At 71.8% G+C, this 19,900-nt stretch carries 11 protein-coding genes; 8 read left to right on the forward strand and 3 right to left on the reverse strand.

Annotated elements, in window-relative coordinates; genetic code table 11:
- Positions 1-6: 6 nt before the first annotated feature.
- From HYQ63_RS37020 to HYQ63_RS37035, 4 genes are read left to right on the forward strand one after another with little or no spacing between them, the layout of a single operon-like run.
- Positions 7-8,238, forward strand: coding sequence for a type I polyketide synthase (locus HYQ63_RS37020; protein ID WP_179938053.1), 8,232 nt, complete (start codon positions 7-9; stop codon positions 8,236-8,238).
- Positions 8,231-10,633, forward strand: coding sequence for a thioester reductase domain-containing protein (locus HYQ63_RS37025; RefSeq protein ID WP_179938054.1), 2,403 nt, complete (start codon positions 8,231-8,233; stop codon positions 10,631-10,633). The genes HYQ63_RS37020 and HYQ63_RS37025 overlap by 8 nt, the downstream gene beginning before the upstream one ends.
- Complete coding sequence (locus HYQ63_RS37030) at positions 10,630-11,736, forward strand: alpha/beta fold hydrolase (protein ID WP_179938055.1); 1,107 nt, start codon at positions 10,630-10,632, stop codon at positions 11,734-11,736. The genes HYQ63_RS37025 and HYQ63_RS37030 overlap by 4 nt, the downstream gene beginning before the upstream one ends.
- A 13-nt stretch (positions 11,737-11,749) precedes the next feature.
- The gene (locus HYQ63_RS37035) at positions 11,750-13,225 is read left to right on the forward strand and encodes an MFS transporter (RefSeq protein WP_179938056.1); all 1,476 of its coding nucleotides are present in this window, start codon (positions 11,750-11,752) and stop codon (positions 13,223-13,225) included.
- Here the strand turns inward: HYQ63_RS37035 and HYQ63_RS37040 are convergent.
- Positions 13,173-14,030 carry an AraC family transcriptional regulator gene (locus tag HYQ63_RS37040; RefSeq protein ID WP_306664864.1) on the reverse strand — a complete coding sequence of 286 codons (858 nt, stop codon included), beginning with the start codon at positions 14,028-14,030 and terminating at the stop codon, positions 13,173-13,175. The genes HYQ63_RS37035 and HYQ63_RS37040 overlap by 53 nt on opposite strands.
- Positions 14,031-14,177: 147 nt before the next feature.
- Between HYQ63_RS37040 and HYQ63_RS46195 the strand changes: the two genes are divergently transcribed.
- Entirely contained in the window at positions 14,178-14,459 is a 282-nt protein-coding gene (locus HYQ63_RS46195; protein ID WP_373689178.1) for an SDR family oxidoreductase, read from the forward strand.
- A gap of 437 nt (positions 14,460-14,896) precedes the next feature.
- Here the strand turns inward: HYQ63_RS46195 and HYQ63_RS37050 are convergent, their stop codons facing one another.
- The gene (locus HYQ63_RS37050; protein WP_179938057.1) at positions 14,897-15,814 is read right to left on the reverse strand and encodes a LysR family transcriptional regulator; all 918 of its coding nucleotides are present in this window, start codon (positions 15,812-15,814) and stop codon (positions 14,897-14,899) included.
- 132 nt (positions 15,815-15,946) lie between these two features.
- On the opposite strand from HYQ63_RS37050, the gene HYQ63_RS37055 reads away from it, so the two are divergent.
- Together HYQ63_RS37055 and dctA are read left to right on the forward strand one after the other, a co-directional pair.
- Positions 15,947-17,065 (forward strand): PrpF domain-containing protein, encoded by a 1,119-nt coding sequence (locus HYQ63_RS37055; protein WP_179938058.1) that lies wholly within the window; start codon positions 15,947-15,949, stop codon positions 17,063-17,065.
- The gene (gene dctA / locus HYQ63_RS37060; RefSeq protein WP_179938059.1) at positions 17,062-18,471 is read left to right on the forward strand and encodes a C4-dicarboxylate transporter DctA; all 1,410 of its coding nucleotides are present in this window, start codon (positions 17,062-17,064) and stop codon (positions 18,469-18,471) included. The genes HYQ63_RS37055 and dctA overlap by 4 nt, the downstream gene beginning before the upstream one ends.
- Here the strand turns inward: dctA and HYQ63_RS37065 are convergent.
- Positions 18,468-18,809 carry a helix-turn-helix transcriptional regulator gene (locus tag HYQ63_RS37065; protein WP_179938060.1) on the reverse strand — a complete coding sequence of 114 codons (342 nt, stop codon included), beginning with the start codon at positions 18,807-18,809 and terminating at the stop codon, positions 18,468-18,470. The genes dctA and HYQ63_RS37065 overlap by 4 nt on opposite strands.
- Positions 18,810-18,920: 111 nt before the next feature.
- On the opposite strand from HYQ63_RS37065, the gene HYQ63_RS37070 reads away from it, so the two are divergent.
- The gene (locus tag HYQ63_RS37070) at positions 18,921-19,898 is read left to right on the forward strand and encodes a zinc-binding dehydrogenase (RefSeq protein WP_179938061.1); all 978 of its coding nucleotides are present in this window, start codon (positions 18,921-18,923) and stop codon (positions 19,896-19,898) included.
- Positions 19,899-19,900: the final 2 nt, after the last annotated feature.

Below are 19,900 nucleotides of genomic sequence, written 5' to 3' on the forward strand. Positions count from 1 at the left end.
GAGTTCATGCCCACCGAAGACGAGCTGCTGAAATACCTCAAGGCGGTTTCCGAGGAACTGCACGTCACTCGCGGCCGGTTGCAGACACTCGAAGGCCGCCGCAGCGAACCCGTGGCGATCGTCGGCATGAGCTGCCGACTGCCCGGCGGCGTGTCCTCGCCGGACCACCTGTGGGACGTCGTCGCCAAGGGAGAGGACGCGATCGGCGCGTTCCCGGCCGACCGCGGCTGGGACGTCGACGCGCTGTACGACCCCGAACCGGGAATCCCCGGCAAGACCTACACCCGCTCCGGTGGTTTCCTGCACGACGCGGCGGACTTCGATCCGGCGTTCTTCGGGATCACCCCGCGCGAGGCGCACGGAATGGACCCGCAGCAGCGCCTGATGCTCGAGGCGTCGTGGCAGGCCCTGGAGAGCGCGGGCATCAACCCGCAGACCCTCAAGGGCACCCGCACCGGTGTCTTCGCTGGGTCCTTCCACCACGACTACGACCCGGGCGGCGGCAGCGTCGGCAGCCTCGTCTCCGGACGCGTCGCGTACGCACTGGGACTACAGGGGCCCGCCGTCACGGTCGACACGGCCTGTTCGTCGTCCCTGGTCGCGCTGCACCAGGCGGTGCAGTCGCTGCGCGACGGCGAGTGCGCGTTGGCCCTGGCCGGTGGTGTGACGGTGCTGTCCACCCCGGGTGTCTTCGTCGAGTTCTCCCGCCAGCGCGGCCTCGCCGCCGACGGCCGCTGCAAGTCGTACGCCACGGCCGCGGACGGCACCGGGTGGGGCGAGGGCGTGGCCATGCTGGCCCTGGAACGCCTCTCCGACGCCGAGCGCCACGGCCACCGGGTCCTGGCACTCGTCCGCGGTACGGCGGTCAACCAGGACGGCGCGTCCAACGGCCAGACGGCACCCAACGGCCCCGCACAGCAGCGGGTGATCCAGGACGCCCTGGCCAGTGCGCGGCTGACCTCCGCCGACGTCGACGTCGTCGAAGGACACGGCACGGGCACGACCCTCGGTGACCCGATCGAGGCGCAGGCGCTGTTGGCGACGTACGGCCAGGGGCGGGATGAGGACCGGCCGTTGTGGCTGGGTTCGGTGAAGTCCAACATCGGGCACGCGCAGGCGGCGGCGGGTGTCGCCGGTGTCATCAAGATGGTGCAGGCCATGCGGTACGGCGTCATGCCGCGCACCCTGCACGTGGACGAGCCCTCGCACCACGTCGACTGGAGCGAGGGTCAGGTCAGGCTCCTGACGGAGGACAGGCCCTGGCCGGAGCTGGACCGTCCCCGCCGGGCCGGTGTGTCGTCCTTCGGCTACAGCGGGACGAATGCGCATGTGATTTTGGAGGCGGCGCCGGCCGGGGATCAGGTGTCGGTGGGCGAGGTTGCGCCGGTGGATGTGGGCGCTGTGCCGTGGGTGTTGTCGGCCCGCAGCGAGGTGGCGTTGGCGGAGCAGGCGGTGCGGCTGCTGGCCCGGGTCGGCGATGGTGCTGACCTGGATGCGCGGGATGTGGGCTTCACGCTGGCCGGGGGGCGTGCGGTGCTGGAGCACCGTGCGGTTGTGCTGGGTGGCGATGGTGGCGAACTGGCTTCTGGTTTGGCGGAGTTGGCTGCGGGTCGTGTGGCGGCGGGTGTTGTTGCGGGTCGTGCGGTGTCTTCCGGTGGTGTGGTGTTGGTGTTCCCGGGTCAGGGTTCGCAGTGGGTGGGGATGGCGCGGGAGCTGTTGGAGTTCTCGCCGGTGTTCGCGTCGCGGATGGCGGAGTGTGCGGCGGCGTTGGAGCCGTTCGTTGATGGCTGGTCGCTGCTGGATGTGGTGCGGGGCGGCGATGAGGACGTTCTGCGTCGGGTCGATGTGGTGCAGCCGGTTCTGTTCGCGGTGATGGTGTCGCTGGCGGAGCTGTGGCAGTCGCTGGGTGTGCGGCCTGCGGCGGTGGTGGGGCATTCGCAGGGTGAGATCGCGGCGGCGTGTGTGGCCGGTGGTCTGTCGCTGGAGGATGCGGCGCGGGTGGTGGCGTTGCGGAGTCGGGCGATCCTGCGGTTGTCCGGGCGGGGCGGCATGGTGTCGGTGCTGGCTCCGGAGGAGCAGGTGGCGGGGCGGCTGACGGACGGGCTCCAGATCGCGGTCGTCAACGGTCCCGAACAGGTCGTGGTGTCCGGCGCGCCGGAGGAGCTGGAGGTGTTCCTCGCCGAGTGTGAGGCGGATGGTATCCAGGCCCGTCGTATCGCGGTGGACTACGCCTCGCACTCACCGCAGGTGGAGGACCTCAAGGCCGAACTCCTCGACGTGCTCGGGGGGATTGAGCCGCGTACGGGTCACGTACCGCTGTTCTCCACGGTGTATGGCGAGGCCATCGACACGGCCGACATGGACGCGGAGTACTGGTTCACCAACCTCCGCGAGACGGTCCGTTTCGATGCCGCTCTTCAGAAGCTGCTGGAGGCCGGGCACCGCGTCTTCGTCGAGAGCAGCCCCCACCCCGTCCTGCTCGGCGCCGTGACGCAGTACGCGGATCACCTTCGTACGGCCGGAGTGGCTGCGGTCGGCACGCTCCGCCGCAACGAAGGCGGGGAGGCGCAACTGCTGCGGAGCCTGGCCGAGGTGTTCGTCGCGGGTGTCGATGTGGACTGGTCGCCGTGGGTGGCGGGCGGTCGGCTGGTGGAGTTGCCGACCTACGCCTTCCAGCGGCGCCGGTACTGGCAACCCGCCGCCGCCACGGCCGCCGACGTCGGCTCCGCAGGGCTGGACGCGGTGCGGCATCCGCTGCTCGGCGCGGCCGTATGCCTCGCGGGCAGTGACGACGTCGTGCTCACCGGACGGATATCCCGCGCCACCCACCCGTGGCTGGAGGACCACGCCGTCTTCGGCACGGTGCTGCTCCCGGGAACCGCCTTCGTGGAAATGGCCCTCCGCGCGGCCGACGAGGTCGACTGCCACGTGCTGCGGGACCTGACCCTGCACGCACCGCTGGCTCTCCCCGAACAGGGCGAGATCGACATACAGGTGCAGATCGGGGCCGGGACCGGCACCGGCCGTCCGCTGGACATCTACTCCCGGCCCCGCCGGCACGACGGCATGGCGGAGTGGACCCAGCACGCGAGCGCCGTACTCACCACGGACGCCGCCCCCGCTGACACCAACGGGCCGCTGCTCGGCGCCGCGTGGCCGCCCGCCGGTGCGGAGCGCCTGGACGCTGCCGCCCACTACGACACGATGGCCGCCGCGGGGCTGGAGTACGGACCGGCGTTCCAGGGCCTCTCCGACGTGTGGCGGCTCGGCGACGAGATCCTCGCGCGGGTCACCCTGCCCGGACGGCAGGCGGAGGAGGCGCAGCGGTTCGCGCTGCACCCCGCCCTCCTCGACGCGGCGCTCCAGGCCGCGGCGGTGGACGGCCTGGACGGCCGTACGCCGCTGCCCTTCTCCTTCGGAACGGTCGCCCTGTACGGCCGCGGCGCGAGCGAGGTGCGCGTGCGCATCGCCCCCACCGGGGCGGACACCTTCACGCTGGAGGCTGCCGATCCGTCCGGCACGCCGGTCGCCCGGATCGACTCGCTCCTCGTACGCCCGGTGACGGCGGCCGACCTCGCCACAGCGGACAGCAGCACGGCGTCGCTGCTGTCCGTCGAGTGGTCGCCGTACGCGGCGCACGAGGACGCCTCGGCTGTGGACCCCGAGGCGGCCGCCTCGGACGTGACGCTCTTGAAGGCCGCCGACACCGGGCCCGAAGCCGGGGCCGCCGCCGGTGACGATGCCGGGGACGCGGCCGCCCGGGCGCGGGCGGTGCTGCGGGACACCCTGCGCGGCGTGCAGGAGTGGCTGGCCCAGGACCGGCCCGCCTCGGCGCGCCTGGTCGTGCTGACCCGCCGAGCCGTGCTCACCGGCGCCGAGGAGCCCGACGCCGCCGTCGACCTCGCCCATGCGGCCGTGTGGGGGCTGGCCAGGGCCGTCCGTGCGGAGAACCCCGGCCGCGTCGTCCTCCTGGACGCCGACGGCGACCCGGACGGCCTCGACGAGGCCGCGGCCCACGACGCACTGCGTACCGGCCGCCACGAACTGGCTCTCAGGGACGGGAAGTTGTACGTTCCCGCCCTGCGTCGCCAGGAGACGGCACCGGTGGCCGGCGGCACGGCCGAGGCCCTCGGCACGGGCACCGTCCTGATCACCGGCGGGACGAGCGGTCTCGGCGCACAGGTGGCCCGGCACGCCGCCCGGCACGGCGCCCGGCATCTGCTCCTCCTGTCCCGGCGCGGCTCCGCGGCCGAGGGGGCCGAGGCGTTGCGCGACGAACTCGCCGCCTCCGGGGCCCGGGTCACCGTGCGGGCCTGCGACGTGGCCGACCGCGAGCAGCTGGAGCGCGCGCTGCGCGATGTGCCCGACGCGTATCCGCTGACCGCCGTCGTCCATGCCGCGGGCGTGCTCCACGACGCCGTCGTCGAGTCGATCGACGCGGACGGCCTGGACGCCGTGCTGCGGCCGAAGACCGACGCCGCCTGGCATCTGCACGAACTGACCGCCGGGACGGAGCTGTCCGCCTTCGTGGTCTTCTCCTCGCTCGCGGGCGTGCTGGGCGGGGCGGGGCAGGGCAGTTACGCCGCCGCCAACGCGTTCCTCGACGCGCTGGCGCAGCAGCGCCGCCGCACCGGTCTGCCCGGACTGTCCCTCGCCTGGGGCCTGTGGGCGGAGGCCACCGGCATGACCGGGCACCTCGGCGAGGCGGACCTGGAGCGGATCAAGCGCGGCGGGATCGCCGCCCTCGGCACCGAGCAGGGGCTCGGGCTCCTGGACGCCGCGCTCACCCGGGGCACGGACGATGCGCTGCTCCTCGCCGCCGCCCTCGACGAGCCCGTCCTGCGCGCCACCGCACCGGACCTGCTGCCCCCGCTCCTCGCCGGTCTGTTCCCGCCGCGCCGCCGCGTCGCCGTGGCCCGCGCAGGCCGGGCGGCCGGTGCGGACGGTCGCACGGCGCTCGACTCGCGGGACGCGGTCGTGGACCGGCTGCGGTACCGGTTCGCCGGAACCATGGGGTTCGACACCACGGAGATCGACACCGTCGCGCCGCTCGTCGGCCAGGGCCTCGACTCCGTGATGGCCATGCAGATGCGCAGCCTGATCGAGTCGGACTTCGGCCAGGCCCTGCCGATCGCCTCGCTGTTCAACGGCGCCACCGTCGAGAGCATCGCCGACCAGCTCGTCGCGGGCGCGGGCCGGGCCGTGGACGGCCCTGACACAAGCGGGGGCACCGAGGACGCCGAGGACATCGCGGAGGTCGTACGCCATCCCGCCACACGGGACGTCGTACGCCTGCTCCGCGCCGAGCAGCACGGCACGCCCGCCGTCACCCACCACATCGGCCTCGCCGTGCGGCTCACGGCCCCGACGACGCGGGACCGCCTGACCGAGGTGATCGCCTCGCTGACCGCCCGGCACGCCGCGCTGCGCACCGCGATCGTCCCGGACGCCGACGACGGGCTGCGGCTGGAGGTCCGGCGTTCCCTCGACGACGACCTGGTGCGCTGGTCACCGGTGGACGAGGGCACGGACGTGGACGAGCGGCTGCGCGCGCTGATGGAGCCGCCGTTCGACCTGTCCCTCGCTCCGCTGTGGCGGTTCGAGCTGCTCGCCTACCCGTCCGGCGAGCAGGTTCTCGTGTTCGGCGCGCACCACGCGGTCTCCGACCTGGCCTCGCTGATGCTGGTGGCCCACGGCCTCGGTGCCGGACTCGGCGGAGCCGAGCCACCCGCCGCCGTCACCAACCGCGACATCGACCTGCTGCTGCGGGCCCAGGCCGAGCGCCCGGCGGACGAGCAGGGCCCGTCGGCCGCCTGGCGCGAGGACTTCGTGGGGGCCCGGCGCCTCGACCTCGAACTGGCCGGGCCGCGGCCGGTGGAGCGGTCGTTCCGCTCGGCCATGCACCTGGCGGACCTGCCGCAGGACCTCCACGAGAAGGTGACGGCCCGGGCGAACCGCCTCGGCATCACGCCCGCCGCCTTCTGGCTCGGTGTCCTGACGGTGCACCTCGCCCGGCTGCGCGAGCGGAACAGGTTCGTCCTCGCGGTCCCCGTGGACACCCGCCTGCACGTGTCCGCTCCGGACGCGGTCGGGTACTTCGGCCTGCCCATCCCGTACGCCGCCCAGGTGGAGGCGGGGGAGGCGGTGGCCGACGTACTGCGGCGCACCGACAGCCGGCTGAGCCGGGTCCTGGAACGCGGCGTCACGTTCTTCGACGCGATGTCCGCCCTCGTCGAGGAGGGGCTGTACCGCAAGGACGCGCCCCTCGTCGAGGTCTACTTCAACTACATGCCGCCGCAGGCCGGTGCCGCGGAGGGGCTGCGGATCGTCCCGGCGGGCACCGGCTACTCCGACCTCGACCTGATGGTCACCGTGATGCCGGGCCTCGGGAAGGTCGGCCTCGAATACAACGCCGACGTCCTCGACGAGGCGCACTGCGCGGACCTCGCGCGCGGCTGCCTCGCCCTCGCCGCCGAGATCGCCGACGGCCCCGACACCCTCCTCGCGCTACCGGAAGGACCCACCACCGTGGCCCCCGAGCCCGCGACGGCCACCACCGTGGCTCCCGAGCCCGCGACGGCCACCGAGTCCGCCGTGGCCCCCGAACCCGCACGCCGGATAGCCGTCGCGGCCACCTTCGCCCTCGGCAATCTCCCGGCCATGCTGTCGGTCGCCCTGGAGGACGCCGGTGTCGACGGCGGGCCCTTCGAGGTGGCCGAGGCCCCCTACCACCAGGTCCTGGCGAGCCTGCACGACCCGGGCAGCGTTCTCGCCGGGACGCCGACGGTCGCGAGCCTCGTCCTGCTGCGTCCCGGCGACCTGACGCGCTTCGCGGACCCGGACGGCGGCGGCGACCTGCTCGCCCAGCTCGCCGACGAGTACCCGACCGCCCTGCGCGCCCTCGCCGACCGCACCCGCACCCCGCTCGTCGTGGCCTTCCTGCCGGAGCGCTCCGACGATGAACGGCTGCGCACGTGGGAGCGACAGGTGACGGCGCGCCTCGCCGACCGGCCGGGCATCGCCGTACTGCCCTCGGACACGTGGAACGACGACGACTACCCGGTGGCCGACGTGTTCGACGCGCACACCGACGCCATGGCCCACCTGCCGTTCCAGGACGAGTTCCAGGCGGTCGTGGCGCTGCGGCTCGCCGATGTCGTCTGGAAGGTCCGCCGCCGGGCGCCCAAGGTGATCGTCGTCGACGGGGACGAGACGCTGTGGAGCGGCGTGGCCGGTGAGATCGGTCCCGACAACGTCGACCTGACCGGTCCGCGCGCCCTGCTCGCCCGGCGGCTGCTCCAGTGGCGGGAGGCAGGAGTGCTGCTCGCCCTGGTCTCCAACAACGACGAGGAGACGGTGCACCGGATCCTCGACCGTTCGGACAGCCCGCTGCACCGGGAGCACTTCGCCGCGATCTCCGCGGCGTGGGAGCCGAAGTGGACGCGGATCGTGAAGATCGCCGAGGAGCTGCGGCTCGGCCTCGACAGCTTCCTGTTCCTCGACGACAACCCGGTGGAAATCGCCGGGGTGCGCGCCCAGTTGCCCGAGGTGCTGTGCGTCACCTGCCCGAGCGCGAACGAACTCGCCGACTTCGTCGCCCGGTTGTGGCCGATGGTGCCGCGCGCCGCGACGGCGGAGGACTCCGCCAGGGCCGAGTTCTACCGGCAGGAGCAGGTGCGCGGCGAGGCCCGTGCACAACTGGGCTTCGCCGAGTTCCTGGAGAACCTCCAGCTCGAACTCGACATCGAGCCCGTGTCCGAGGAGACGGCCGAGCGCACCATCCAACTCAGCAGGCGCACCAACCAGTTCAACCTGCGGCCCCGCCCTCTGGACGCCGCCGAACTGGAGCGGCTGCGGGAGGACGGTGAGGTGTGGACGGCGACCGCGCGCGACCGGTTCGGCGCGTACGGGCAGATCGGCGTCCTGGCCGTCACCGCGGACGACGACGCACTCGAAGTGGTCGCCTGGATGATGAGCTGCCGCGTGCTCGGCCGGGGCGTGGAGGACCGGCTGCTCCAGTGGCTGGCCGACCGGGCCGAGGAGCAGGGATGCGGCACGGTGCGCCTCGTCGCCGACAACACGCCCCGCAACATTCCTGCCCGGCGCCTGGTCTCCCGCCTGGGCGGCGGCGACGTCGAGGCACCGCGCCTCGAGGTGGCGGTGCCGGTGGCACAACTCCGGGAGTTCCGTTCCTGGGACCTCGGATCCGAAAACGCAGCGGAGGTCAGCAATGCCTGAGGCGGGCAGCGGCACCAGCCGCAACCGCAGTGTCAACCGCCGTCCCGAGGAGGAGGTGATCGAGCGGCGCGGCCCCGGCCGCGCCCAGGCCACCGACCTCCTGGCGCGCTTCCGGAAGACGGCCGAACCCGCCGCCCCGAAACCGGCACCCGCCGACGGGGCGGGAGCCCGCGGTGTCATGGAGGTCGCCGCGGACATCGTCGCCCGGGCCGCCCGCTTCCTGCCGGGGAGCACGCCCGACGCGGAGACGGACCTGTTCGACGCCGGTCTGTCGTCGGTCGACGCGGTCGAGCTCGTCTCGGTCATGGCCCGCGAACTGGACGTACGGGTGAGCCTGGACGACGTCTTCGCGGACGCGCGGCCCCGTCGCCTCGCCCAGCGCTGGGCCGCCGCGGCGGGGCTGCCCACCGCGGTGTCCGACGCCCGGCCGGGCGCGCCGTCGCCGAGCGCGCCGACAGCACCGTCGTCGAACGGCTCGCCGTCGATCGCGCCGGTCGTCGTCCGCGCGTCGGACGGCGGGGCGGACGAGGACCTGGAGATGATCCTGGCCGACCTCGCGCTCGCCGACCGGCTGCCGTTCAGCCGCCAGGCCGACCGGGTGCCGCCGCGCCGCATCCTGCTCACCGGTGCCACCGGCTACCTCGGCAGCCACCTCCTGCTCGACCTGCTGCGGCAGAGCGACGCCCACGTGGTGTGCCTGGTGCGCGCGGCGGATGACGCCGCCGCCGAACGACGCCTCGCCGATGCCCTGGCGAGCTTCGACCAGCCCTGGTCCAGCGAGGTCCGGCGGCGGGTCACGGTGCTCGCGGCGGACCTCAGGCAGCCGCGCCTCGGCCTGTCGCCGGAGGGCTGGGAGAGCCTGGCCCAGGAGATCGACGCGATCGTCAACGTCGCCGCCGCGGTCGACTTCCTGCGCGGCTACCCGTCGCTGCGCCAGACCAATGTGCTCGGCCCGCTGGTCCTCGCCGAGCTGGCGATGACCGGGCGGCCCAAGCCACTGCACCACATCTCGTCGGTCGCCGTGTTCAACGAGGTCGGCATCGAGAAAATGGGCGAGGACGACCCGGTCGCCCACATCGACCGGCTCGTCGCGGGCTACGACAAGTCGAAGTGGGCTGCCGAGGCCGTGCTGCGGCGGGCCCGCGAGCACGGCCTGACCGTGACGTTCCTGCGTCCGGGCGCGATCGGCGGCCACACCCGGACCGGTGTGTACAACCCGCGCGACCTCAGCACCGGCCTGATCGGGGCGTTCTCCCGGTACCGGACCGTCCCGGCGTTCAAGTTCATGAACCTGGCGCCCGTGGACTGGATCAGCAAGGTGGCGGCCGCGGTGGTGTTCGATCCCACGGCATGGGGCCAGAACTACAACGTGACGGGCCGCGCGGAGACGCTGCCGGAACTGGTCAAGGACATGAAGCTGGCCGGCATGAACGTACGGGTGGCCAACTGGCGGGACTGGCGCGACGACCTGCTTCAGCGGCATGCGGCCGATCCGGTGCCCGAACTCGACTTCCTGGTCCGGATCTTGCGCAGCCCCACCGCGATGAAGCTGTTCGAGGCGCTGATGTTCGGCCCCGAGGCCGGTTCGGAACGCACCGAGACGTTCGTGACGCGGCACCGCCTGCCCATGGCCGAACGGTACGGCGCCCAGGCGCAGTTGAAGGCCTTCGAGCGGATGGCGAAGGACGGCGTGGCGCGGCTGCCCAGCCGCGACGACCCGCCCTATCTGTCGTTCCGCGAGCGCACGAAGGGCCATGTGGGCCCGATCGGCGAGGACCGCGACACCAAGTGCCGGATGGCCCTCACGCTGTCCATCGCGAGCATGTACCAGGTCGTACGGCACCGGAAGATCGACGTCCGAGGCGAGGTGACCTGCGAGCGGCTGCACCCGGAGCCGCTGACGGTGGAGGCGGGCGAGATCTGGGTCCGTCCCGACGAGGGCGTCCCGCTCCGGCACGGCAGTGACCACCCCCTGCTGCGCTACCGTCTGGTCCTGGTGGACCGGGACGGCGGCCGCTGGTGGCTGGAGGGCTGGAAGACGGCCCGCGCCAGCCGTGACTTCTGGAAGCAGACCCGGACCATCGAGGTCACCATCGGACGCGAGGGCGAGCCGGCCCGCCTGGCCGGTGTGGTCAAGGTGCCCGGCAAGAGCTACGTCCCGGACCAGATCGACGGGATCCGGGTCGATCCGCGGTTGTCGTCACAGGAGCAGCGGCTCGCCAAACTGGCCTGGCTGTCGTGGTTCTTCGTACAGGTGGGCATGGGGCTCGCGGAGCCTTCCCTGCGCGTCGCCGCCGAACTCCTGGACCTGCGCCGGGACGCGATCGACCGGGACAAGGACAAGCTGCAACGCAAGATCAGGAAGCTGATGATCAAAAGGGAGCAGACCCGATGACGCTGAGGCCCCTCCACCACGCGCTCGGGGACCGGGTCGAGGAGATCCCCTTCACCGCCTCCGACGGCACGGAGCTCGGCCTGTGCCGGGTCGCCCCCGAGGACCGCGCCACCGACCGCCCGGCCGTGCTGATCCTGCACGGCCTCACCGCCTCGGCGGACATGTTCACGCTGCCCGAGACCCGCAACCTGGTCGACGTCCTGCTCGACGCGGGCTACGAGCCCTGGCTGCTCGACTGGCGCGGCAGCTGCCGTCTTCCGTACAACGAGGGCCGGGTGCGCTACACCTTCGACGACGTGGCGCTCTACGACATCCCCGAGGCGGTGTCGCTGATCAGGGAACGGATCGACGGCCGCGAGCTGTTGGTCGTCGCGCACTGCATCGGGGCGATGTGCCTGTCGCTGAGCATGGCGGCGGGGCTGGTGCCCGGCCTGGCCGGCGTCGTCGCGCAGGGGGTGTTCCTCACGCCGAAGATGTCCTGGAAGACGCGGGCGCGCCTGCACTTCGGCGGGGAACTGCTCCGGTCCCGCCTGGTCAACATCCCCACCGACTTCAAGAAGGTGGGCCTGTGGTCGAAGCATTCGCTGATCTTCGCGGAGGTCTCGCTGGGCGCCGAGTGCAAGGACCCCAACTGCCAGATCCTGCACAACGACTCGTGGGGCGTGGGTGGTTCGCTCTTCGAGCACGACAACCTCGATGACATAACCCACGACCGTTTGGCCGACCTGTACGGTACGGTGCCGATGTGGATTTTGCCGCATCTGCGCAGCATCGAACTGGCCCACACGATGATGCGGTACAACGACGCCGACGGTCGCTACGACGCGTTGCCGAAGAACGCGCTCGACAACGCGGGGAAGTTCGACACCCCCCTGATGCTTCTGTCCGGCAGCGACAACCGCTTCTGGTACGACTCCAACGAGCTGTGCCACGACGTCCTCACGCGCCGGTACCCCGAGATGGACGTCCGCTACGTGGAGGTTCCGGGATACGGCCACCTCGACGCGTTCATCGGCCGCAACGCGGCGCTGGACGTGTTCGGCCACATCGTGGACTTCCTCGACGAGTGCCGATCGGTCAACGCCCCTGCGGTGCGGGAGTAGGTAGACGCATACGATGACGTCCGAAATCGAGCAGCCGGGTGGCGCGCCGTCCGGTGCGCGCCTGGTGATGCCCATCATCTTGCTCACCATCTTCACGGTCCCCCTGTCGATATCCGGAACAGCCGTGTCCCTGGGCGACATCGCAGATGACCTGGGGTCCTCGTCAACAGGCGAGCAGTGGGCTCTCAACGGATACACGCTCACCTTCGCCTGCTCGACTCTCATCTGGGGCTCCATCGCGGACATCATCGGGCGATGGCGAGCCCTGATGACCGGGTTGCTGATCTTCGGTGTCGGCTCCGCGATGAGCCTGGTCGCCACGGACTACCTGGTGCTGGACGCGGCCCGGCTGGTCGCGGGGGCGGGCGCGGGTGCCGTCTTCTCGGTGGGCACGGCGGTGGTGTCATCGAATTTCGAGGGTGAGCGCCGCACCCGTGCCTTCGCCCTCCTGGGATCGGTCGCGGGTCTGTCCCTGGCCTTCGGCCCGTCCCTGTGCGGCCTGTTCACCCAGGTCGTCGGCTGGCGGTTCGTCTACGGATTCCAACTGGGCTGCCTGGTCATCGCGTGCCTCGGCATGCCGATGATCCGCCGGGCGGCCGCCCATGAGAAGCGGTACGCGGCCCGGATCGATGTGGCGGGAGCCGTGCTCTTCTGCGTCGCGACCACTCTGACGCTCGGTGGTTTGGCGCTCGGTTCGGCGACGGGGTGGCTGTCACTCCCCTTCCTGCTGTGCACAGCTGCCGGGCTCGTGGCTTACGGGCTGTTCGCGTGGCGGGAATCCACCGCGCCGAGCCCTCTGCTGAGCCTGCGCACGCTACGGAACAAGCGCTTTTCCGGAATGACGTTGGTGGTCGCGGTGTCATCCTTCACCTTCACCAACGCGGTGGCCTACCTGCCGGTCTTCTTCCAGGGCGCCTACGGCTCCTCAGCAGGCGCGAGCGGCGCGTTCTTGATGTTCCTGACCATGCCCGTACTGATCTCCCCGCTGATCGCCGGACGTCTGGCTGCCAGAGGGACAGCCGTGGACACGATCCTGATCTGGAGCATCGCGCTGATGGTCGTGGGCCTGGTGGCCACCGGCGCGGTCGCGGAGCAGGGCCTCGCCTGGATGACGTTGCCGATGGTGATCGTCGGCGCCGGATTCGGGCTCCAGGCCGGTTTGATCGACGGTGAGGCATTGGCGCAGGTGCCCGCGAAGGAGGCGGGCATGGCGGCCGGATGGATCAATACCGTCCGGCTGGGAAGCGAGGCCATCGCGGTGTCGCTGTTCGGCTCGCTGTTCGCCAGCTTCGCGGGCAACGCCGACCACGCCTCCCGCCAGGGCTTCGCAGGCATCACGATCGGCTCCACCTTGTTCGCAGCGGTGATCGGTCTCCTGTCGATATTCCTGCTGCGCCGAGGCCGGCAGGGTGATACGGCACCGCAGGCGCAGCGTCTCATCGCCCGATCCTCGGGGCCGGTGCAGCGGCGCGGTGCTCGGTCGGAGTGATGCCGCGGAGCCGTTTGAAGGCGACGCTCAGCGCGAAGGCGTTGGCGTAGCCGACCTTCCGGGCGATCGAGCCGACCGTGGCGTCCGTCTCGCGCAGCAGGTCGGCCGCCACGTCGACGCGCCAGGAGGCGAGGTAGGTCATGGGTGGTTCGCCGACCTGTGCGGTGAAGCGGCGGGCGAACGTGGCGCGGGACACTCCCGAGGTGGCCGCCAGGTTCGCCACGGTCCATGGGTGGGCCGGATCGTCGTGGAGCAGGCGCAGGGCGTGGCTCACCGCCGGGTCGTCCATCGCGCCGTACCACGGCGGCGCATGCGCCGCGGACTGGTCGAACCAGGTACGCAACGTGGAGAGGAGCATCAGGTCCAGCAGCCGGTCGCGCATCGCCTGCTGTCCGGGCGCGTCCCTGGCGATCTCCTCGATGACCAGATCCCGTAGTGAGCGGTGGCAGTCGACGTCGGGAAGCACCAGTACTTCGGGCAGCGCGTGCAGCAGCCGCTCGCTGATTTCGCCCCGGCCGGTGTAGGCGCCGCTGAGCAGGAGGGCCGAGTCGTCGGGGACCTCGTCGGGCTCGTCCTTGTCGGCGTCGCGACGACAGTAATCGGTGCTGGTGATCACGGCCTGCGGTGGGGTGGCCGGGTCGTCCGCGACCGTATAGGGCGCTCGGCCGCGGATGATCGCGATGTCTCCGGGGCCGACCGGCACCGGTTCGCCGTCCGGGGGGACGATCCATGCCCGGCCGCGCAGCATCGTGGCCAGCGTCAGAGGTGAGCCGCTGGCGAATCGCAGGGACCACGGCCCGCTCATGACGGTCCGTCGGAACAGGGCACCGCGTGCCCTCACCCCCGTCCAGCAGTTCGGAGAGCACATCCACGCGCCTACTGTAGACGCACAGACATCGACGTGAGTCTCCAAGCCATGGACCGTCTCACGAGAAGTGGCTTGGCTGGTCTCATGACCAAGCATCCGATTCTGGTAACTGGCGGTACGGGCAAGTCCGGCAGCCGGGTCGTGTCCCGCTTGGGAGCGCAGGGGACACCGGTCCGGGTGGCATCGCGCTCCGGCGAGCCGCCATTCGACTGGTTCGACCGCGCTACCTGGGACTCCGCGCTGGAGGGCGTGAAGGCGGTGTACGTCGTGCCGATCGACGGGGCACTCCTCACCCGCCCCTTCGTGGAGCGCGCCGTCGAGCTGGGTGTCGAGCGCGTCTGGACGCGATCCTCGCCGGTGAGCTGAGACTGCCGGCCGGGGACGGCGCAGCCTCCTTCGTCGATGCCGAGGACATCGCCGCGGTCGCGGTCGCGGCCCTCACCGAGGACGGCCACCGTGGGCAGATCTACGAACTCTCCGGGCCGCGCGCTCTGACCATCGCCGACGCGGTCGCGGAGATCTCCAAGGCCACCGGCCGCGATGTCCGCTACGTCTGTCCCCCGGTGAGTTCGTCGCCGAACTCACCGGACAGGGATGGTCGGCCGCCGAGGCGGAGGACTACGCGGAGGCGGTGAGCCCGATCCGGCGCGGAATGGACAGCCACCTGTCCGACGGAGTGCGGCGCGCACTCGGCCGACAGCCGCGTGACTTCACCGACTACGTGAAGGCGTCCGTCGGGGCGTGGGGTGCGGTGGGGGAGAGGACGTAGGCGGCCGACCGCGTCGTGTGCGATGCCCTCCCCGTCAGGGCGGCGTGACGCGCCGGCCGGCCGTGGCGCTGTCGCGCAGGAAGCCCGCGAAGGACTGGGCGGCGGGGGTGAGGGCGTGGTCGGCCATGCGAACGAGGAGGATGCGGCGTACCGGGGCGGGGGGTTGCAGCGGCAGGACGCCGACGCCGCCGCGGATGCCCTCCAGGGCCAGGGTGGGGGCGAGGGCGACGCCGATGCCGGCGGCGACCATGGCCTGGGCCTCCTGGTAGTCGTGGGCCTCGTAGGCGATCTGCGGCTCGAACCCGGCCGTGTGGCAACTGCGGGCCAGGGCCTCGGCCACCGGGTGGTGGTCGGCGCGGGTGATCCAGGGGTCGTTCGCGAAGTCGGCGAGGGCGGCCATGGGGCGGTCGGCGAGGGGATGGTCCTTGCTGACGAGGAGGGCCGGGGGGTCGTCGGCGAGTGAGGTGACGACGATGTCCTCGCGGTCGATGCGGTTCCAGTCGTAGTCCCACATCAGGGACATCTCGACTTCCCGGTTCTCCAACATCGCCCACAGGCCCGCGATGCGCGCGCTGCGCACGGTCAGCCGTACGTCGGGGTGTGCTTCCCGGAAGGCGATCACGGCCCGGGGGAGGAGGGAAGCGCCGACGGTGGGGAAGGTGCCGATGCGGAGGGTGCCCGCGCGGAGTCCCGCGAAGTCGGCGAGCTCGTTCTCCGCGGCCGTCAGTTCCCGCTCGATCCGCTCCCCGCGCATCGCGAGCGCGCGCCCCGCGTCGGTGAGCGTGACGCCCCGCGCATGGCGCTCCAGCAGCGGTTGCCCGGCCTCCGCCTCCAGGCGGCTGACCTGCTGGGACACCGCGGACGGCGTGTAGTTGAGCGCACGCGCGGTGGCGGTGACCGAGCCGCGGCGGGCGACCTCGGTGAAGAGCAGGATGCGCCGTACATCGAGCACCGCGCCACCTCCAGCGTTAACCCCAACTTAATACCCGTGCAGATTTCCGAGATTGTACTTCACGCTCTCTGCGCCCACCGTGGATCACACCCCGCACGGAAGTGCCGTCGGGGTTTCCACGAGGAGTCTGTTGTGCTGCGTCTCCAGGGCGAGATGATCCGCGGAGGAACCAGCAAGTGCTGGATCTTCGACCACCACGATGTGGTGGCGACCGGCGTGGACGCCGACACCCTGTTGCTCGCCGCCTACAACGCCGCCGACCCCCGCCAGATCGACGGCGTCGGCGGCGCCTCCTCCACCACCTCCAAGGCCGCGATCGTCCGGACCTCGGCCGCGCCGGGCATCGACGTCGAGTACGCCTTCGCGCAGGTCGGTATCGGTGACGAGCGCGTGGAGTGGACCAGCAACTGCGGCAACTGCGCCACCGCCGTCGCCCTGTACGCGGTCCACAACGGCCTGGTGCCGATCACAGCGGACGCCACCACGGTGCGGATGCTCAACGTCAACACCGGAGCCCGCCTCACCGGCACCATCCCCACCCCGGGCAGCACGGCCCCCGACGAGGGCGCGGCCGCGGTGCCGGGCACCGCCGCGCTCGGTGTGCCGGTCCTGCTCGGCTTCGAGGACCCCGCGGGTACGAGCACGGGCCGCGCCCTGCCGACCGGCCGTGCCCTGGACACCCTGACCGGGCCCGCCGGTCCGGTCGAGGTGTCCCTGGTCGACGCGGGAGCCCCGGCCGCGCTGTTCGAGGCCAAGGCGTTCGGCCTCGACGGCACCGAGTCCCTGGCCGAGTTCGCCGCGGCGGTGCCCGCGCTGGCCGCGCTGCGCCGCGAGGCCGCCCTGACCATGGGTCTGGCCGAGGAGAGCGACCCGGTCAGCCATGCCGTGCCGAAGGTCGGCGTCGTCGCCCGGTCCGCCGCGTATCGCACCACCCAGGGCACTCTGGTCGCACCGGACGAGTACGACCTGGCCGTACGCATGGTCTCCATGCACGCACCCCACCCGGCGATCGGTCTCACCTCGGCCGTCGCGCTGGCCACCGCAGCCGCCACCCCCGGCACCCTCGCCCACCGCATCGCCCGGCAGACCGCCGACGGCACGCTGCGCCTGGGCACCCCGGCAGGTGTCATCACCGCCCAAGCCGTCCCCGCGCCGGACGGAGCGTCCCCCACGGTGCTGCTGCACCGCGCCGCCCGACGCATCGCCCGAGCCGAACTTCTCGTTCCCGTCCTGGAAGGACGCCCCGCATGAGCCGCAACGATGCCGCCCCGGGTACCGTCACCGCTCCACCACGCCGCATCCGCCGGCTGCTGTCCCTGCTCTACGTCCAATGCCTGATCGGCGTCCTCGCCGGGGCTGCCGTCGGCTGGCTGTGGCCGTCCTTCGGAACCGATCTGAAGCCCCTCGGCGACGGCTTCATCGCGCTGGTGCGCATGATGATCGCGCCGATCATCTTCTGTACCGTCGTCCACGGCATCGCCTCCATGGGCAACGCGCGCGCCGTCGGCCGGGTCAGCCTCAAGGCGTTGCTCTACTTCGAGGTGCTGACCACCGTCGCCATGGTGATCGGCCTGGTCGTCGTCAACATCGTCCAGCCCGGCAGCGGACTGCACGTCGACGCCTCCACCCTCTCCACCGAGGGCCTGCCGCCGGAGGCCACCGCGAGCCACGAGAGTTTCGCCGCCTTCGTCCTCGCCATGATTCCGGACACCCTGCTCAGCGCGCTGACCGGCCACGAGATCCTGCCGGTGCTGGTGATCTCGGTGCTGTTCGGCTTCGGCCTGCACGCGAGCGGCGAGGCGGGTCTCGGGATCGCCCAGGGCATCGAGAAGCTGTCCAAGGTCCTGTTCACGCTCATCCGTTGGATCATGCGGCTGGCCCCGGCCGGTGCCTTCGGCTCCATGGCCTTCACCATCGGCAACTACGGTCTGGACACCCTGCGCCACCTCTTCCTGCTGGTCGGCTCCTTCTGGCTCACCGCGCTGTTCTTCGTCCTGGTCGTCCTCGGCACGGTCATGCGCCTCAACGGCCTGCGCCTGCTGCCCTTCCTCCGCTACATCAAGGAAGAGCTGCTGATCGTCCTGGGCACCTCGTCCACCGAGCCGGTGCTGCCGCGCATGATGGGCAAGCTCCAACACGTGGGCGCCTCCAAGCCGGTGGTCGGCATCACGCTGCCCGCCGGGTACTCCTTCAACCTCGACGGCACCGCGATCTACCTGACCATGGGCTCGGTCTTCCTCGCCCAGGCCCTCGGCATCGACCTCAGCCTCACCCAGCAGCTGTCGATGCTCGCCGTCATGCTGCTCACCTCCAAGGGCGCCGCCGGTGTCACCGGTTCCGGCTTCGTCGCCCTGGCCGCCACCCTCAGTGCCGTTCCGCACGTACCCGTCGCCGCCCTGGCGCTCATCTTCGGCATCGACCGCTTCATGTCCGAGGCCCGCGCCCTGACCAGCCTGGTCGGCAACGGCGTCGCCACCCTGGCGGTGGCCAAATGGGAGGGCCAGCTCGACGAGGACCGCGCCAAGGCCGTCCTCAGCGGCGACATCCCGTACCCCTCCGGTCCCGAGGGCGAGCCCGCCACCGGCGAGAAGCCCGTGGACGACGGCCCGAAGGCAACGGCCGGAACGGACCGCGACCCCGTGGCGGCCGTCGGCTAAACGGTGTCGGGGCGGAGGACCAGGTCGAGCAGGCCGGGGAAGCGCGCGTCGAACTCCTCGCGGCGCAGCCGGTTGACCCGCCTCGGCCCCTGGTCACGCTGCTCCACCAGACCGGCGCCGCGCAGGACCGAGAAGTGGTGGCTGAGCGCGGCCTTGCCGACCGGGACATCGAAACTGCCGCAGCCGCGCGTCCATTCGGCGGAGCCCGCCAGCTCGCGGACGAGCTGGATGCGTACCGGATCGGCGAGCGCGGACAGCGCGGTCAGGACGGACACCTCGGCGGGGTCCGTGTGCACCGGTGCGGCGCGATGACCACCACCCGCGGCCGGGTTCGCCATGTGCCCCTCCTCACCTTGCCCAGTGTTCGATGAATATCTTACAGTCCCCAGTGTTCGCTTTTCATTGAACACCCGCTTTTCATTGACCACTGCCGAAAGGGTGTGTTCCGTATGCGTACGGTCGCGTTCCAGGAATACGGCGGCCCCGAGGTGCTACGGGTCGTGGAGGCCGAACCCCCGGAGCCGGGGCCGGGCCAGGTCACCATCGATGTCGCCTACGCGGGCGTGAACTTCGCGGACCTCAAGGCCCGCGCCGAGGGGTACCGGGTGGCATCGCTGCCCTACGTCCCCGGCCTGGAGGTCTCCGGGCGGATCCGGGCCGTCGGCCCCGGTGCCGAGGGGCTGCGCCCGGGGCAGGACGTCGCCGCCCTCGTCGGCGGCGGCGCCTACGCGGAGACGGTGGCCGCCGAGGCCGCCACCGTCTTCCCCCTCCCCGACGGCCTGGACCTGCGGACCGCGGCCACGCTCCCCACCGTGCTGCCGACCGCGCACGCGCTCCTCCACGAGGTGGGGCGGCTGCGCGCCGGGGAGAGCGTGCTGGTGCACGGCGCCGCCGGAGGCATCGGCACGGTGGCCGGACAACTGGCCCGGGCGGCGGGCGCCGGTGCCGTGTACGGCGTGGTCTCCTCCACGGCCAAGGCTCCGCACGCTCTGGAGCACGGCTACGACGAGGTGTTCACCACGGACACCTTCCCCGACGACATCCACCGCGCCACCGGCGGCAGGGGCGTCGACCTGGTCCTCGACCCGGTCGGCGGCGACACCCTGCGCCGCGGCCTGGACACCCTGGCCGTCTTCGGACGCCTGGTGTCCTTCGGCAACGCGAGCGGTGCCGAGCCGTGGCACGTCGGTCAGCCCGAGCTGTACGCACAGGGCCGTTCCGTCGCGGGCTTCTCCATCCTGGCCCTCGCACAGTCCGCACCCGAGGCACTGCGCTCCCTCACCGAACGCGCCTTCCGCACGGCCACCGACGGCACCGTGACCCTGCCGGTCACCGCGGAGTTCCCGCTGCCGGACGCGGCCGAGGCCCACCGGCTGATGGGCGGGCGCACCTCCACGGGCAAGTTGCTGCTGCGGATCGCCGATTGAAC

The sequence above is a fragment of the Streptomyces sp. Rer75 genome (assembly GCF_013414305.1).
GTDB classification, from domain to species: Bacteria; Actinomycetota; Actinomycetes; order Streptomycetales; family Streptomycetaceae; genus Streptomyces; species Streptomyces himastatinicus.